General features: G+C 35.9%; 16 protein-coding genes. 11 read left to right on the forward strand and 5 right to left on the reverse strand.

Annotated elements, in window-relative coordinates:
• The first annotated feature begins 13 nt into the window (after nt 1–13).
• From IPM56_17395 to IPM56_17415, 5 genes are all read left to right on the forward strand, one after another.
• Nucleotides 14–733 (forward strand): hypothetical protein, encoded by a 720-nt coding sequence (locus IPM56_17395; protein ID QQS35988.1) that lies wholly within the window; start codon nt 14–16, stop codon nt 731–733.
• A 225-nt stretch (nt 734–958) separates the two neighbouring features.
• Nucleotides 959–1,186 (forward strand): helix-turn-helix transcriptional regulator, encoded by a 228-nt coding sequence (locus tag IPM56_17400; protein ID QQS35989.1) that lies wholly within the window; start codon nt 959–961, stop codon nt 1,184–1,186.
• Complete coding sequence (locus tag IPM56_17405) at nt 1,183–2,415, forward strand: DNA cytosine methyltransferase (GenBank protein QQS35990.1); 1,233 nt, start codon at nt 1,183–1,185, stop codon at nt 2,413–2,415. Before IPM56_17400 ends, IPM56_17405 begins: the two co-directional genes overlap by 4 nt.
• The gene (locus IPM56_17410; protein ID QQS35991.1) at nt 2,408–4,702 is read left to right on the forward strand and encodes a sensor histidine kinase; all 2,295 of its coding nucleotides are present in this window, start codon (nt 2,408–2,410) and stop codon (nt 4,700–4,702) included. Before IPM56_17405 ends, IPM56_17410 begins: the two co-directional genes overlap by 8 nt.
• Nucleotides 4,702–5,607: a hypothetical protein gene (locus IPM56_17415; protein QQS35992.1), complete on the forward strand. Its 906-nt coding sequence runs from the start codon at nt 4,702–4,704 to the stop codon at nt 5,605–5,607. The genes IPM56_17410 and IPM56_17415 overlap by 1 nt, the downstream gene beginning before the upstream one ends.
• On the opposite strand, the gene IPM56_17420 is transcribed toward IPM56_17415, so the two are convergent.
• Both IPM56_17420 and IPM56_17425 read right to left on the reverse strand, forming a co-directional pair.
• Entirely contained in the window at nt 5,595–6,263 is a 669-nt protein-coding gene (locus tag IPM56_17420) for a hypothetical protein (protein ID QQS35993.1), read from the reverse strand. The genes IPM56_17415 and IPM56_17420 overlap by 13 nt on opposite strands.
• 625 nt (nt 6,264–6,888) lie before the next feature.
• Entirely contained in the window at nt 6,889–7,227 is a 339-nt protein-coding gene (locus IPM56_17425) for a DUF4234 domain-containing protein (GenBank protein ID QQS35994.1), read from the reverse strand.
• A 340-nt stretch (nt 7,228–7,567) separates the two neighbouring features.
• On the opposite strand from IPM56_17425, the gene IPM56_17430 reads away from it, so the two are divergent.
• The 3 genes from IPM56_17430 (at nt 7,568) to IPM56_17440 (ending at nt 10,185) form a co-directional block, all read left to right on the forward strand.
• Nucleotides 7,568–8,575 (forward strand): MBL fold metallo-hydrolase, encoded by a 1,008-nt coding sequence (locus tag IPM56_17430; GenBank protein ID QQS35995.1) that lies wholly within the window; start codon nt 7,568–7,570, stop codon nt 8,573–8,575.
• A gap of 254 nt (nt 8,576–8,829) precedes the next feature.
• Nucleotides 8,830–9,678: an ion transporter gene (locus IPM56_17435; protein ID QQS35996.1), complete on the forward strand. Its 849-nt coding sequence runs from the start codon at nt 8,830–8,832 to the stop codon at nt 9,676–9,678.
• Nucleotides 9,679–9,768: 90 nt separating this feature from the next.
• Nucleotides 9,769–10,185: a hypothetical protein gene (locus IPM56_17440; protein QQS35997.1), complete on the forward strand. Its 417-nt coding sequence runs from the start codon at nt 9,769–9,771 to the stop codon at nt 10,183–10,185.
• A 105-nt stretch (nt 10,186–10,290) separates the two neighbouring features.
• Here the strand turns inward: IPM56_17440 and IPM56_17445 are convergent, their stop codons facing one another.
• A complete protein-coding gene (locus IPM56_17445; GenBank protein ID QQS35998.1) occupies nt 10,291–11,781 on the reverse strand; it encodes a T9SS type A sorting domain-containing protein in 1,491 nt (496 codons plus the stop codon).
• Nucleotides 11,782–11,832: 51 nt separating this feature from the next.
• Here IPM56_17445 and IPM56_17450 point away from each other — a divergent pair, with 51 nt between their 5' ends.
• Nucleotides 11,833–12,036: a hypothetical protein gene (locus tag IPM56_17450; GenBank protein ID QQS35999.1), complete on the forward strand. Its 204-nt coding sequence runs from the start codon at nt 11,833–11,835 to the stop codon at nt 12,034–12,036.
• A 35-nt stretch (nt 12,037–12,071) separates the two neighbouring features.
• Nucleotides 12,072–12,821 carry a hypothetical protein gene (locus IPM56_17455; GenBank protein ID QQS36000.1) on the forward strand — a complete coding sequence of 250 codons (750 nt, stop codon included), beginning with the start codon at nt 12,072–12,074 and terminating at the stop codon, nt 12,819–12,821.
• 7 nt (nt 12,822–12,828) lie between these two features.
• Here IPM56_17455 and IPM56_17460 read toward each other — a convergent pair whose 3' ends face one another.
• Nucleotides 12,829–13,446, reverse strand: coding sequence for an HAD family phosphatase (locus tag IPM56_17460; GenBank protein QQS36001.1), 618 nt, complete (start codon nt 13,444–13,446; stop codon nt 12,829–12,831).
• 10 nt (nt 13,447–13,456) lie between these two features.
• Nucleotides 13,457–14,197 (reverse strand): hypothetical protein, encoded by a 741-nt coding sequence (locus IPM56_17465; GenBank protein QQS36002.1) that lies wholly within the window; start codon nt 14,195–14,197, stop codon nt 13,457–13,459.
• 174 nt (nt 14,198–14,371) lie between these two features.
• Between IPM56_17465 and IPM56_17470 the strand changes: the two genes are divergently transcribed.
• A complete protein-coding gene (locus IPM56_17470) occupies nt 14,372–16,786 on the forward strand; it encodes a carboxypeptidase-like regulatory domain-containing protein (GenBank protein ID QQS36003.1) in 2,415 nt (804 codons plus the stop codon).
• Nucleotides 16,787–16,797 lie beyond the last annotated feature (11 nt).

The following is a 16,797-nucleotide window of genomic DNA, read 5'->3' on the forward strand; positions in this document are numbered from 1 at the left end:
TAAAATAAAAATTATGAAACCTCTTCTTGTTCTACTTACAACATTAACTTTATGCGGCAGTGTTTACAGCCAGGCGCGTCTTCAGTTTTTTGTTAAAGCGGGTTACAATTTTTTTACAATGAAAGATATGAAAGACCTGCAGAATGAATTTTTAAACGACATGAAACTCACGGGCATTAACGGCGCAGTAACTGAATCATACCCGGCCCAGCCCGGCTTTCAGTTTGGATTTCTGTTACCTATAAAAAGAGATCCTGAAGATGACATATTGCTCGGGGCATTTATGGATTTTGCTTCAACGGGTGGAAGAGTTCATTACTCGGATTATTCCGGTGAAATTAAGTATGACCAGATTGCAACTTCATTTTCACTCGGCGCGTTACTACAAATTAATATGACAAGAAGCGATCCGTTTATTATGGATCTTTGTATAAGTCCGCGGGTAATCTTTTCAACACTCAACAATGAATTTTTAACCCGCATCGGGGATACATCACAAAAAGAAACATTCCGGTTCACGGCTACGTCAATTGCAATTGAGCCGGGGTTAACTCCCGCGGTGAAGTTCGGGGCTTTGTATGTCGGGCTGCCGGTTACATACCTGCTTTCATTCAGAAGTTTTCTTCTGTATGAAAAATATTCCGAAGCTTACCTTGTTAACAAAAACAATGACCGGCTTACCATTGACTGGAGCGGATTCAGGGCTGCGCTTATGCTGAAGTATTCACTTTAAGATTGGTGAGTGTCGGTAAATGTTGATCTGTGAAGTATGCCAGATTTATCTGTTTTTTTGTCAATCGATTTTTGCGCAGAGAGTTTTGCTATTCAATACAATTTAATTAACATAATTTGATTTCATAAATGACAATCAAACGATCTTCGCCCCAGAAAAAGCAGCCACTCCATACGTTACCTAAAAACTACTGACTTATAGTCGACATATTTCTAAGTTCCCTCCGTGAATATAAAAGAAACAATTGGTAAGCGAATAAAAGAGCTTCGTGATAAGAAGAAAATTTCACAAGAAAAACTTGCTGAATTAGCCGACTTGGATAGAACATATATCAACACCGTTGAAAGAGGCAAAAGAAATATTTCTATAGAAAATATCGAGAAGATTGCTACAGCGTTAGACTGTACTTTACAAGAATTTTTTAAGTCAGAGCTATTTAATAAAAAAACATGACCAAGGAAGAAAACGCACTAACTTATATTGACTTATTTGCTGGCTGCGGAGGTTTATCTTTAGGTCTATTCAATTCTGGATGGAAAGGACTCTTTGCAATAGAGAAAAGTCCCGATGCATTCCAGACATTAAAATATAACCTAATAGAGAAGAAGAAGCATTTTGATTGGCCAACTTGGTTGGAGCAAACCAACCACGATATTAATGCAGTATTGAAAAAGCATAAAGATGAATTAGAAAAATTACAAGGGCATGTTGATTTAGTTGTTGGTGGCCCTCCTTGCCAAGGATTCTCCACTGCAGGAAGAAGGAAAGAAGACGATGTTAGGAATGGATTGATAAAGTCATATCTAAATTTCGTAAAGATTGTAAAGCCTAATATTATATTTTTTGAAAATGTTAAAGGATTTACTCTCAAGTTTCATAAGAACAAATCAAAAGGTAGAGTTTATTCAAATTATGTCGTGAACGAATTAAATAAACTTGGATATGATGTTGATGGTAAACTTGTCGATTTTTCTATGTATGGTATCCCTCAGAAGAGAACAAGATTTATTTTAGTTGGTATTAAGAAAGATTTAATAACAAATGATAATATTTCTTCGAAAAGTTTTTTTAAGCTACTCATTTCAAACCGCAGGCAATTTTTAATTGATAAAAACCTTCCTTTTAATCCATATTTGAAAAACGCACTGTCAGATCTATTGAAAAAAAACGGTCTTGTTAAAACTCCTGATCGCAAAGGATTTAAAAGTGGTAAATATTCTAAAGTAGAATCAAGGTACCAAGAATTTTTAAGAGCCGGTTCCGATTCGAAGACACCGAATAGTCATAGCTTCCCGAAACATAAGAAAGAAATAAAAAAACGTTTTAAGGAACTTCTTAAGAGTGAGGTTGAAAACAAAAACATTTCTGACGAAGCAAGAAAAAAGCACAAGATTAAAAAACATACACTCATACCATTAGGCGCTAATAAAAAATCACCAACCATTACAACACTACCTGACGATTATATACATTATTGTGAGCCGAGAATATTAACAGTGCGCGAATGTGCTCGGATACAAAGTTTTCCCGATTGGTATGAATTCAAATCTAAATATACTACTGGGGGTGAAAGACGTAAAATAGATGTCCCACGTTATACACAAGTAGGGAATGCAATACCACCCCTGTTCGGGGAACAAGTAGGTTTAGTTATTAAAGGTATAGTGGCATTAGATGGATAAGTTGCAATTTAAAATAAGCGCAGCACTCAAAAATCTTATAGGTAAAGAATTAATTACTGATGAGTATGTTGCAATTTTTGAATTAGTTAAAAATTCATTCGATGCCTACGCTACCAAAGTCGAGATTATTTTTGAAAATCTTTATGTTGAACATGGTGAGCCTAGAATAATAGTGAAAGATAATGGAAAGGGAATGAGTTTTTATGATTTAGAGAATAAATGGTTGTTTGTGGCTTATTCAGCTAAAGCTGATGGAACGGAGGATATTAATGCGCAGAATAACAGCGACTATAGAAACAAAATTACTGTAAATAGAACATTTGCCGGAGCTAAAGGTATAGGGCGTTTTTCTTGTGATCGGTTAGGTAAAAATTTGAACTTGATAACTATTAAGGATGAACCTGAAGCCAAGATTGAAAATTTATTTGTTAATTGGGAGGAATTTGAAGAAGATCAAGAAGAGTTATTTGTTAATATTGATGTTACTCATAAAGTATTAGAAACAATTAATTATAAGAATTTTGAACATGGGACAATTCTTGAAATAACCAACCTTAGGGATGAATGGAATAGAGATAAATTATTAAAACTTAAGTACTCGCTTGAGAAATTAATAAATCCAAATCAGGAAAATGATGCGAGAAATTTTGAAATAGAATTAATTGCTAGGGAAGAATCACAAGCGGATAGGGACAATAAAAACGAAAGGGATCGAGTAAATGGTTTAATAAAAAATTTTTTGTTTGAGACGCTGGAACTTAAAACGACCCAAATCAAAACTGAAATTGTTGATGAGGGATCTTTTATTATTAGTGAACTGATTGATAGAGGCAAAAGGATTTACAAAGTCAAGGAAAAAAACCAATACAATCTTAAATCAAATATCAAGATTCACCTTTTTCAATTAAATCAAGCTGCAAAGATTAATTTTAGAAAAATAATGGGATTTCATTCAGTAGAGTATGGATCAATTTATTTATATAAGAATGGATTTCGTATCTATCCTTTTGGTGAAGAAGGAATTGACCTGCTTGGTATTGATAGAAGAAAACAACAAGGGTACGCAAGATATTTAGGGACAAGAGAAATACTTGGACGAATTGAAATAAATGATCGGGCAAATATAGATGATCTTAAAGAAACAACAAGTAGAGATGGGGGTTTAATAAAAAATGATAAGTATGAAAATTTAGTTGATTTCTTTTTTGAAAAAGCACTTAGAAGACTTGAGAAATATGTTGTTGACTTAATCAAATGGGGTGAGCCGCTTAAAGAATTTGATGGAAAAGAAATTAAGCCCAATGACATTCGAAATGAAATATTATCATTGATTTCAAATATGGCAAAAAATGAAGATGTCATTGATTTAGATTATGATAAAAATTTTCTAAATGTAATAAAAGAAAGAGCAGAAGAAAACCTCCCACAAAATCTAAAAAGTTTAAAAGTACTTGCAGAAAAAACAGATAATCCTGAATTACAGAAGAAAACCCAAAGAATATTATCTCAAACCAAAGCGCTTCAAGAAGCTTATCAGGAAACCCAAAAGGAAAAAGTAGTTGCTACTATCTTAAAAAAAGATGTCGAGGAAGAATTAAAACAAGTACAATCTCAAAATTTATTTTTAAAATCAATTTCTACCCGGGATTTTGACCAAGTAGTTAGTTTTCTCCATCAAATTGGAATATATTCTAATACTATTGATATATACTTAAACAGGATAAGAAAGAAAATAAAGAATAGTGAGAAGATTAGTAACGATGAATTGTCAGAATTCATTGATAAGATAAATTTTGAAAACAGAAAAATAATTTCTTTCTCAAAATTTGCAACAAAAGCTGGTTATAAGTATGAAGAACAAGTTGTGGAAGAAGATTTAATTTCTTTTGTTTCACAATATATCACTCAGGTAAAAGACAAATATGACTTTAAGATTGATTTAACCAACAAAGGAGAGATTACTTTCATAAAACAGTTTCGTCCAATAGAAATTATTTTGGTAGTTGATACTTTCTTAAGTAATTCACAAAAACAGAAACCATCCTTTGTAAAATTTAATTTTGGCCATGAAGATGAAGATCTTGTAATAACAATAAAAGACGATGGAAATGGTTTACACAAATCCATTAAAAATCCAAGCAATATTTTTGAGAAAGGTTATACCACGACTTCAGGCTCTGGTGTGGGTTTATTTTTTGCCCAGCAAATAGTAAAAAAATTAAAAGGAACTATATCTGTTAATGCAGATGTTGAAAAGGGAATTGAATTCAAAATAAGGATAAAATAATGACCTTAGATTATAAAATTCTTTGGTTCGAAGATGAAGAAACATGGTATGAGGCTATTCTACCCGATGTTTCAGAATATCTTACTGAAAAAGGATTTACTTTAGTCCCTAAAAGGAAAGATAACGGTTCCGAATTAGATAAAATTTTTGATGACGATGATTACGATCTTATATTGATGGATTATAATTTATTGGGGGATAAGGGGGATGTTATTATCGAAAGAATTAGAAATTTAGAGATTTATACAAATATTGTTTTTTATTCACAAGATGGTGAAAAAACATTAAGAAGTGGTATAGCAGCAAAAGGTTTAGATGGGGTATATTGTGCGCACCGAGAACAGGGTGAATTTTTAGGGAAAGTAAATGATGTAATTGCTATTACAATTAAAAAGGTCGTTGATTTAAATAATACTCGTGGCTTAGTAATGGCATATACAAGTGAATTAGATTTATTAATAGAAGAACTAATTAATACTATAATACCTAAGATAAATGGAGAGGAATCTCAAAAACAAAAAGAAATTATTAAGTCTAAGCTAGTGGAATCATTAGAAGCGAAATTAAAAAAAATAAATGCAATTGATCCAATAAATAATTTTAATGAACTTTTTGACATTATTGATTCATCTCATAAAGTGAGGGGACTTGTTAGATTATGTAAAAAAGTTGACGATTTGAAAGAATTTGTTCCACTTTTAGAAAATTATCAAAAAGAAATTCTTGATATTCGAAATGTCTTGGCACACGTTTGTGAAGAGGTTGATGATAAAGGGAGAAAAAAACTTAAATCAAACCTTAAAGGGTATGAAGAATTTGTTTTTAACGAAGCTCAAGCTATTGAAATCCGTACAAATATTAAGAAATATTCTGAAACATTAACAACGATTGGTCAAAGATTATAGGTGCTTGAATAAAATTTACATTTGTTATTTAGATTACAGAAAGAACATTTAGGTTTACTTGCAGCACAAATTTTAGCAGCAAAATCTAAAATTCCCCAATTAATCTTTTTTGATTTCTTGTGATCCACGGTACTCCATGCCAATTCTTGTAAGTAAGGATCATACCTAATATCGGCCAACTTACGTGGGCCAAAAAACCGTTCTAACACTCTTGCCATATTAACATCTAAAAGTGGGGCCGGTTTATGGTAAACATATTGTATTATTGCATTTGTAATATACTGCCCTGCGAAGGGAAGTTTTTCTATTTCTTCTTTATCTTTTGGTAATCTTCCTTTTAACTTAACCATCTCTTTGGCGAGTTTCTTAAGAAGTAAAGAACGCTGCTTATAAAGTCCTATAGGAGTCAAAACCCTTTCTAAGGTTTTTGTCGTTGTCTTATTTAAGCTTTCCCAGTTAGGATACTTGGTTAAGAAAGTCTTATAGAATTTAGCAACAGTTTCTGCTCTCGTTCTTTGTAAAAGAACCTCAGCAATTACTTTTTGATAACTGCTTAGGCTTTTCCTTCGCCAAGGAAAGTCTCTACCCTCTTTCTCAAACCACTCGAGAATGTTCCCTTGAAAGAGTTCGATTTTAGATTTTGATATTCTTCTCATAGTCTTTAGACTTTGTTTTGTAACTTAAATATTCATTTTTTACAACTCAAGATTAATTCCTACTTCTGTTAAGTTAGAAGTATGGAAGAGAGATAAGGGCGAGTGCGTGTTGTGTCACTCCAAACAAAATCTTCACTTCGATCACGACTTACCTTTTTCAAAAGGCGGGACTTCTTTAACTGCAGAAAATGTACGCATACTTTGTATGAAACATAACCTCAAAAAGTCCGACAAAATACTATTTGTTTTTCCTGTTGTGTTTAGTTGAGAGGTGCTTTATAAATTATATTTTGTTTTTTGCGGTGGGGGGTGTTCAGGTAGATGCTGAAACAAGTTCAGCATGACAAGGTGAGTGTGATGTTGGTGATAGCGTGGCAGGGCTTGTCGCCCTTCGATCCCAGAGGGACAGGCAGGTTCAGGGTGACAGTGTGAGCGTAGTGTTAATACAGATCCCGAAACAAATGCAGATGCTGAAACGAGTTCAGCATGACACTATTCGGGATGACAAGCGTGAGTGCAATGTTATACTTCGATGAACTCAGTATGACAGGGTGGTGAGGAATATTTTTTTTCATAAAAAACCTTCCGTTGTGTGGAAGGTTTTTTAGTTTAATTTTTTTTTTGGTTACATACCTGCGGCAAGATTCATATCAGCTTTTTTATTCATTTCAGTCTGCACAATAAACCACACAGCGGGTGAGAATACGATGTATAAAACAAACAGCAGCCATTTGTTAAAGTGATCGGATGAAACTTTTTCATAAAGTTCGGCAAACTTATAGTAGGAATAGATACCCGCAAACGGAATAAAAAGTAAAACGGTCCATAACGCCGGTGATGCCTGGTGATCTTTTGCGAGGAATTTCATTTCTTCGGCAATTTTGTAAAACCAGTAGATAACATATATGCCGAGGGTTATGATCACTAACCCAACCTGCGCTACCATGTTCCTTTTTTTGATCATCTTAATTTCCTTTCTGTGTGGTGATGTAATTGTTTAAAGCACCGCTCCCCTAGTTGAGCAAACTGCTGTGCCGGAAAAATAATAAAGGAGATGCGGTAATCAAAGATAAAGATCAGGATTAAGATAAAGATTATTTGAGCGCGTTCTTTCATCGTGATCTTTGTCCGCCTCTGCTGCCCTTCAATTACTGAAAGGCACGAACACAATTTCCGCTTGTAATAAAATTCAAAATTCTGTATGCTTGACTTAAGAATGAATATTATTAAACCGCTGTTTGGTGAGATTCATTTCATACCCGGGAGAGTAAACAAGAATTTTTTATAATCATATAGGTTCGGACATGAAAAACTATAATTACTTTATTCTTTACTTATGCTTGTTTTTGCTTACGGCGGCTATGCCTCCGGTTGTTAATGAATCAGACGCAGATTCCGGCACGTTAACTTTAGCGGCGGATTCATTGCACAATATCGGTCACGCAAGTATGAAAATAAAAACGGCTGACGGTAAGGTTATTTATATCGATCCGTTCCAGCCCGGGAATTATTCTGATTCCGCGGATATAGTGCTTGTAACTCACGGGCATTCCGACCACAATCAACAAAATCTTGTTAAGAAAAAAACAACGGCGACTACTATTACTCATGTACAGTCAAACATAGGCGGGGTGTACCAGGTTTTTAATATTGACGGTATAAAAATTTATTCGGTGCCCGCGTACAACGCAAATCATAATATCAATAGCTGCGTAGGTTATGTAATTGAGTTTAACGGCATAAGGCTTTATCACGCTGGTGATACGGGAAATATTCCCGAGATGGCAAATCTTGCGGACAGTAATATTACTTATGCGTTATTCCCTATCGATAGTATTTATACAATGTCGCCAGCGGCTGCAACTCTTGCCGCAGAAATGGTTCAGGCAGATTACAGTATACCCATGCATACAAAGCCTCCGCCGGATAATTATGATGAGGATAAGGTGTCGCGGTTTGTTCCGGCAAACAGGCTGCTGGTAAGGAATGGTGAAACGATCGCTTTGTATTCTCCTTCAACAGGGACGGATGATCTGAACGAACTTCCTTCTGATTTTAAATTGTTTCAAAGTTATCCCAACCCGTTTAATCCGAGTACTACTATAAGTTATTCAATACCGTCGGCGTCTTATGTAAGTCTTAAAGTTTATGATGTAAACGGGCGTGAGGTAGAAACTTTGTTTGAGGGAAACTCTCCTGCCGGAAATTATGTGAAGGAGTGGACAGCAAAAAATTTTTCCAGCGGTGTTTATTTTTACCGCCTGCAATCGGGGGGATTTTCGGATACAAAGAAATTTGTTTTGGTAAAGTAGGGTGTGGGGGTTTCCTTTGGTGATGGCAAAGACATCGAGGTGTGGCGATTGGTTTGGAGAGATTCTGAAACGAGTTCCCAGAGGGGCAGGCAGCATGACGGGGGTTGGCGACATTTCTAATTCATTGTGATGGACAGTATCGGTGTTGTGATCTTTAAGTAAGGCGCCTTCCTTTTCCCTTTTTTATTTTTTTTCTCCCTGGTGGTTTTCTATATAAAGATGAAATTATACTTTTAAGTATCAATTTATTTTTAATGTTACCCGGAATGAAAAACAAAACAAATGTTAACCGAAACAAAAAGAATTTAAAAGCTGCGCTTTATGAAATAATATTTGAAGCAGATACTCCCGCCGGCAAGTGGTTCGATATTGTTCTGCTGTGGGCAATTCTTTTGAGTGTGCTTGTTGTATTCCTTGAAAGCATTGCAGAAATAAGATTAGCTTACGGCAACACATTTTATTACCTCGAGTGGTTTTTTACTATTCTCTTTACAGTTGAGTACACATTAAGGATCATCAGTACAAATAAACCGCTGCGTTACGTCCTGAGCTTTTACGGAGTAATTGATTTGCTGGCGATACTTCCCACTTATTTAAGTCTTGTTTTTACCGGCAGTCAGTATCTTCTTGTAATCAGGGTTCTTCGACTTCTGCGTGTATTCAGGATATTAAAGCTTACACATTTTCTGCGGCAGGCGGCTATTTTAAAAAAAGCTTTAATGGCAAGTCGCGGAAAAATAGCTGTTTTTCTTTTTACCGTTTTAATACTTGTTGTAGTAATCGGCGCTGTTATGTATGTAATAGAAGGTCCGGAAAACGGATTTACCAGCATTCCTTTCAGTATGTATTGGGCAATTGTAACCATGACTACTGTTGGATATGGTGATGTGTCGCCACAAACACCGCTCGGTCAGGTATTTGCTTCCATCGTAATGATAATGGGCTATGCAATTATTGCTGTCCCGACAGGCATTGTATCTGTGGAGATAGCCGATGTATCAAGAAAATCAGTGGACACACAGACGTGCCCTAATTGCCTTAAAGAAGGTCATGATCATGACGCTAAATATTGTAAATACTGTGGATCGCAAATTAATAACTAAACGATTTTTGAAAATCCGTTTCCTCTGCATAACTCTATTTTTATTTCGCAGCAAATCCTGTTTGTTATATAATTTACCGGAACAAATAATATGAAATCAATATCTGCCATTTTATTCTTCATTAGTTTAATTCTTTTTAGTTCGTGCGGTAACAGCGATGATCTGGGCGCGAAGATCGCGGGTAAGTGGAACATGAAAAAAGTTGAGGAACTATCGAAAGATGTTACTGCGATTCATAATCCGGACAACAACAGGTGGATACGTTTTATTAATGATGCCGGTGACAAAAACAGGGGTACGTTTGAAAGCGGAAGCGGAGACGTAAAGGAAAATTCAGGTAAATGGTATTATTATGAAAAGGACAACGAATTATTTATCGACAGCGACGCCGGCGAGGATGATGACAGTTACTGGGAGGTATTGATAAAAGATAATACTATGTACTGGAAAGGAAGACGATTTGAGTTTAATAAGAGATTCGAGATTTTTTATCACAGGGATAACTGAAGTACATTGTGATTAAAAAAATTGTGCCTCCTTAGCGGAGGCACTTTTTTATCAACGAGATTATGATTCATCATTCATATTTGGACATCTGCATAAATGACTGCGTTATTTAACCAACATCATCTTTTTAACTTCGCTGAAATTTTGTTTGCCGTCTGATGACTTTGCATTGATTATGTAAAAGTAAACTCCGCTTGAAAGATCTCTCGCACTGAATGTTATATTTTTTAATCCAGCGCTTTGTAGGCCGCTTACAAGTTCCGTTACTTCGCTGCCGGTAACGTCATAAACTTTTATTGAGACAAAGCTTTCTGAGGGAAGATTATACTGAATAACCGTCGACGGGTTAAAGGGATTCGGGTGATTGTTGTACAATGCATAACCGTCCGCTAAAACAGGATCATCGCCAACGCCCGTGGTGTTATCGGGAATGTATGTTCTTAAAATCCTTCCTGCGTTTTCCCACTGTCCGTTAAAGTATGATCTTTCCACATATTCAATATCGTTGCCGTGTTCATCATAAAAAGTTTCACTCATTGCCTGCGGCGCCCAGTCGCCGTTGACCCAGTCCGAGTAAAGAACATTAATTAATTTTCCCGCTGTATTAAACTGACTGCGTGTTTTAAAAAGATTTTCCCAGTTGTTGTTTTCAAGTCCCTGCTGAATAACCGACATCGCAGAATCAGAGCCCCAGTAGGTTGTGTTTCCTTTGAAAAGATTCTGCCAGGAATTTGAGGATGAATCAAAACTTGAAGAAGTGAATTCGATCATTCTTCCGGATCCATCATAAATGTAAGAATGTTTTGAAAGAGAATCCCATTGCGCTGCGCCCCACACAAAACCGGTTGTTTGTTTAAGAAGATCATTTTCATAAGTGAACGTAGTCTTTGATCCCGGAACGTATGAGCCTGCATCCCAGCCGTAAATAATTTGCTCAAGCACGCGTTCCTCATCAAGAAATACAGAAATAACTTTGCTTATGTTCAGCCAGCTGCCGTTATCCATATTCTGAATTTCTGTTGTTTCTGTATAAGGATTATCCGAGTATGATAAAAGGTCCCTGCTGTAAGGTGTGTATACGCCGTTCTGAACAACAGAAAAATAAGTAACCATGCTTACTCTATCCTGCGCGTTGTATTCGTAGCTTAGTTTTACATCATCGTCCCAATCTGTTCCGTTCCACAGTTGTAATAATTTATCTTCAAGTTTTCCAGATGCAGTATAAGTTTGAAGTGCGCGGGTATCATTTATCCAGTTTATGCCATCCCATACCTGTGAAAGGGCTTCAATGAGATTAAAGTCCTGGTCGTATAAAAATTTCTCTGATTCATAGTTTGTCCAAGTGCCTCCGCCGCCAAGTTGTGTTACGGTTGTTGCAAGTACAAACCCGTTCTCAAGTACTTTGTATGTTGTTGATGATCTTTTATTGTTGTCTTCAGATGAAGAGGTTTTATTTCCATTAAATTTTATTCCTGTTCTTTCAAGAAGTGATGAATATTTTTTTGACGGAAACATTTGTGATGATACATTCTGCGCAAAAAGATTTACGGCAAAAGTCATCAAAAGAATTAATACAGTAACGCCTGTCTTTTTCATATAAGTATCCTTTAGATTAATTATCAATTGATTTGACTGATACAAAATTAAATGATAAAGAAGGGCAGGAACATAGAACGGATGTTCTATTTTGAAGGAATCAACGCGAGGCTTAAGATAATAAATGGAAAAGCCGTGCCTGTTAAAGAAAAAATCTCCCTTCTTCTACCGGGTTTGTCATTCAAAATAGATTTAGATAATCAGCAGGATAAAAAGGATAATAATTTTTATATTAACCCGCAGCTCTTCATTTGACTGTTAACCCAACAACGATTTTAAAGGAAAGAAAAATGGCATTCATAGGAATCGGCAGAAAAAAACTTTCAACTGAAGCAATCGGCAGTAAGTGTCCCTCTTGCGGTTCAGATGAAATGATGATGGTTGATATTTATGCGCGGTATTTTGCGCTGCTATGGATCCCGTTTTTTCCTGCTGGAAAAGATGTTAAGGCAACATGCCCTAAATGCGGACATAAACCTGAGCTTCATACTTTGCCGACAAGTTTTTTTCTTGAAACCGAGCAGATGAAAAACATGACAAGCTCGCCCGGTTACTTATTCTCCGGTCTGTTTATTTTTCTTTTAGCCGCTGTGTTTTTTGTATTCAGATTTATTGATTCAGGTTCAAAGCCCGGGCAGGATGATTTTGCGGATTATCTCAACTCACCTGAATCGGGTGATGTTTACGAAATAAAAACCGACAACGGAAATTATTCACTTCTTAAAATTGTTGATGTAAAAGATGACTCGGTTTATGTAAAATTTCATGTTGAAGAGAAGGAAAGTCAGTCGGAAATAAAAATGCTTTCAACTGATAAGAATTTTGCGCGTGATGTTTTTGCCTTCTCAATGGAGCAGATAAAACAAAATTATGATGACGGTTTAATTCTAAATATTCAGCGATCGAAAACAGAAGAAGAGAAACCCGAAACAAGTGTCGGTGAAGAAAAAGCATCAAACAGAAAAGAAGGAGTACAACCCTCCGAAGCGCCGAAACGTAACCGGACAAACACCAGCCGCACGGCTAATTCGGCAAAATAGTTTTTTTTCATAGAACAATATTATTTTCTTCCAGCGCTTTTACTAGCTGGTCATAGTTCTGAAATTGAATTGCATTCCAACCAAACCTTCTTGCGGCTTCCGCGTATTCGGGAATATCATCTATAAAAATATGTTCTGAGGAAGGCTTCTTTGTGAACTCTTCAACTGCCCGGTAAATTTTCTCTTCGGGCTTAACTGCGCCAACCTGGTATGAAAGAAAAAGTTTATCAAAGTATTTCAGAAAGTCATATTTATACCAGCCGTATTTGTGATGAAGCGAATCAGTATTTGATAAAAGACAAAGGGTGTAATTCTTTTTTAAAAGCGGAAGCAGTGAGGCGACATTTTCATTAAGAGTAAAAATATCCGAGTAGTATTGAATGAAAATTTCTTTGCTGACTTTATGTTCAAGCGCATTCAGCATGATGGAAATAAATTCTTCTTCTGGAAGATCGCCCCGTTCAAATTTTCTATGAGTCTGGTAATTATTCTGATAGAACTCATAAAATTTTTTGCCGAGATCTTTTTCTATCAGCTCGAGTTTATCAATCGATTTTTTATAATCGAATGGAATTAAAACTTTACCGAGATCAAAAACGACGACTGAAATATTGTTCTTTACCATGCAGTTTTGTTTATTCGATCACAAACTCGCGATCAGATAACCCGGAATTAATCTTTACAGAGCTGATGTTGAAATCAAGACTTTGTCCGCCGATCTTTTGTGTCAGCTTAAATGCGTATTTCAATCCGTCAATTGTCTTGTAGTCCGAGTAAAGCACTTCGTGAGTAAACGTTCCCTGCGGAGTGTTAATGTCTTTCAGCTCGCGCACCTTAAGAAATGATTGAGCGTCATAATACTGAAGCCACTTGGTTCCTGACGGCAAAATCATTTCAACTTTATACGCTGGTTTTCCGTTTATCAGTTCCATACCTGTTAAGTTTGCTTTAACTCCATAGTGATCAAGTTCAAGCAAAAGGATTATCGTAGATTCTATTTTTAATTTTTCAAGTTCACTTCCTTCTATCGTGGTTTTGTCGTTACCAATAAGTTGAATCCCTTTTTCGCCGTCAAAAAATACTTTCTGATCTACTTCGCCTGCGCGAATTTCCTGTTTCAGTTTGTTTGGCGCTTTTTGGTAAGACACGATAAGAATATTAACCCCCTGTACGACCCCGCGCATAACAGTTGTCCGATCTACAATCCTGGAAAGATTCTCCGCTCCGCCGATGGCTTTTACATAATTCGAAATTACAGTATCGCCCGTCATCCCTTCGGGTATTAGAAGGCTGTCGGCTTTTTGATTCAGCGCCGGCAATTCTATCGCGGTTATTACTAAAAATATTGTACAGATAATTATTTTTTTAAGGAACATTTCTTCTCCGGGTAATTTGTGGTTCAAAGATAGTAATTATAAACAGGTAAAAACCATCCATTGTTCATTACATTTAACCGTTTGAATTTCTGTGTTTACGAAATAGGTTTGTATTGCATAATATTACTTAGCTAATTTTATCCGGTTTATTATTCACAAAAATATTTAAACTTTATGAAATCAATCCTTTTGTACTGCTTTCTTGTATTTTCAGTTTCAACAATATATACACAACAGTTAACTGTTTCGGGAATTATAAAAGAACAGGTATCCGGTTCTCCGTTAAGTTTTGCCAACATAAGAGTTGCGGGAACAACGCTCGGCACAGCAGCAAATAAAGACGGTCAATATGAACTGAAGCTGAAGCCGGGAAAGTATTTTCTTATAGCTTCGTTCATTGGATATATTTCCGATACCGTTGCGGTGAATTTAAACACTGCTGATATGGAAGCTGATTTTAATCTTGCTCAGTCAAATGTTGAGCTGGAAGAAATTGTTATTCTGCCGGGAGAAAATCCCGCGCTTGAAATAATAAGAAAAGCAATCGCCCGGAAAAAAGAACGAAATGAAAAAATAATTAGCTATGAGTTTGAGGCTTATACAAAAGGAATAATCCGCACCGAAGAGGATATTAAAGCCGGGGGCAATTCTGTCAGTCTTGGAATCGGAACAACGGATACTTCGGAATTGAAAATAACCGGCATACTTGAAAATCAGAGTAAAGGGTTTTATAAAAAACCCGACCAGTACAAGGAAACAATAATTGCACGCAAACAATCTTCTAACTTTCCTTCATCAATAAATGTTCTTACAGGAGGAAGACTAATTCAGAATTTTTATTCTGATGATATAAACTTTTTCGGTAAAGACCTGCCGGGTCCTTTAGCAGACAATGCATTAGGCTACTACTATTTTTACATAGTAAGAACTTTGCCCATCGATGATAAAAAAGTGTTTCAGATAAAATTTACTCCTGACGATGAAAATGATCCCGGTTTTACTGGTGATGTTTTTATAACCGACAGCACATTTGATATGATAAAAGTAGACCTGAACCTGAATCGCGCCGCAAACACTGGAGGGGTATTTGATACAATAAATATTTTCCAGCAGTTTGCTGAATACCAGAAAAATATTTATATGCCGGTAGATTACAGGTTGTTTGTCACTGCCAATATAATCGGATTAATAAGATTTGGGTTTGAGCTTAACACGATATTGTATGACTATAAGATCAATCCGCTTATTGAAGATGATTTTTTTGATATGGCTTTACTTACTGTTCTGCCTGAAGCCGACAGGAAAGATTCAGTTTACTGGACAGCAAGCCAAACGATACCCAGCACATCAGAGGAACAAACAGCATATCAACGTATCGACAGTATTAGCAATGTACCAAGAACGTTCTGGGATGATTTTTCCTGGCTGAGCTCAAGGATGTCTTTTACAGAAAATTTTTCAACGACTGCACCACTTGGTTTATATCACTTCAACCGTGTTGAGGGTCACGCTCTTGATTTCGGATTTTATTTAGATGACTATTTTGATAAAAGATTTAGTTCTTCGCTCGATCTTACTTATGGTTTTTCCGATAAAAAATTCAAACAGGATTTTAGCGCGAGTTATCTTTTGGGCGATTACAGAACTTACAGCGCTTCATTGAATGTTTTTAATGATATAAAAATACTTTTCGGCGGTTCAGAAGATTATAATGAACTTACGTCAACAATTCTTTCGCTCGCGTCAAAGTATGAATTCCGCGATTACTATTATTCAAAAGGCTTCAAACTTAATCTTTCAGGCGAAGTGTTTCCTGTGCTGAAACTAAATGCCGGATTCTTGAACAGAACAGATAATAATGCTGTTAACAATAGCGATTTTTCTTTCTTCGCAAAAGATCGCAGTTACAGACAAAATCCCGTAATAAATGAAACAAAGATTAATGCTTTGACTGCAGGATTCTTTTTAGATTTCAGAAAATATATTGAAGACGGACTTTACAGAAGACGGGCATCATTTAACAAGTCATATATGACATTTGACGGCGGCATTACTTATTCCGACAAGAGTCTTTTGAAAAGCAGTCTTAATTTTAAAACTTATTCGCTCGGTACGTTTGTTAACCTGAATGTTTTTAATTCTTCTGTTTTAAATATTCGTGCAAACGGAATTTATAATGACGGAACTCTTCCTTACCAGATGCTTTATTCCCTTCCGGGCAATATTGATATTACTTCACGAAATTATTCGTTCCGTACGCTCGAAGTAAATGAAATTTTAGGCGAACGCGTTTTTACAGCATTTATTGAACATAATTTAAGAGATGAACTTTTCAGGTGGATGGGCATTCCTGGATTAAAAAGCTGGGAGATTCAGCTAAATACATTTCTTAATATTGCTTATTCTGATATTAAAACGCCTACGGAATCGATTCAGCCACACAAAGCAAATACATTTACACATCCTTTTTATGAAGCCGGATTCGGGCTTGGACATGTTTTGCTTCCAATTCGTGTTGAGTTCGCCTGGAAACTAAATCACCGCGGTGAGAATAACTTTAGGGTCGGATTAAGTTCTTTCGTTTTTTAAATATTTTAAAA

This window comes from Ignavibacteriales bacterium, from assembly GCA_016700155.1.
GTDB lineage: Bacteria > Bacteroidota > Ignavibacteria > Ignavibacteriales > Ignavibacteriaceae.